Raw genomic sequence first — 209 nt, 5'->3', positions numbered from 1 at the left:
GCTCCCCGAACAGGGCTCGAACCTGTGACAACTCGATTAACAGTCGAGTGCTCTACCAACTGAGCTATCAGGGAATATGCTTCAGAGATCGTTCTCTGAAAACTAGATTCGAAACGAAACATGCGAATTATCACTTGCTATTGGATAAGCCCTCGACCGATTAGTACTGGTCAGCTCCATGCATTGCTGCACTTCCACCCCCAGCCTAT

General features: G+C 48.3%; 1 tRNA gene. It reads right to left on the bottom strand.

What is annotated here, in order from left to right:
• Position 1 precedes the first annotated feature (1 nt).
• Positions 2–74 (bottom strand) — tRNA-Asn (locus FE296_RS00015).
• Positions 75–209: the final 135 nt, after the last annotated feature.

The organism is Paenibacillus sp. UASWS1643 (assembly GCF_008693195.1).
Classification (GTDB): domain Bacteria; phylum Bacillota; class Bacilli; order Paenibacillales; family Paenibacillaceae; genus Paenibacillus; species Paenibacillus amylolyticus_B.
Note: the sequence above shows the minus strand (reverse complement) of the source record. Positions and strands in the feature narration are given on the sequence as shown.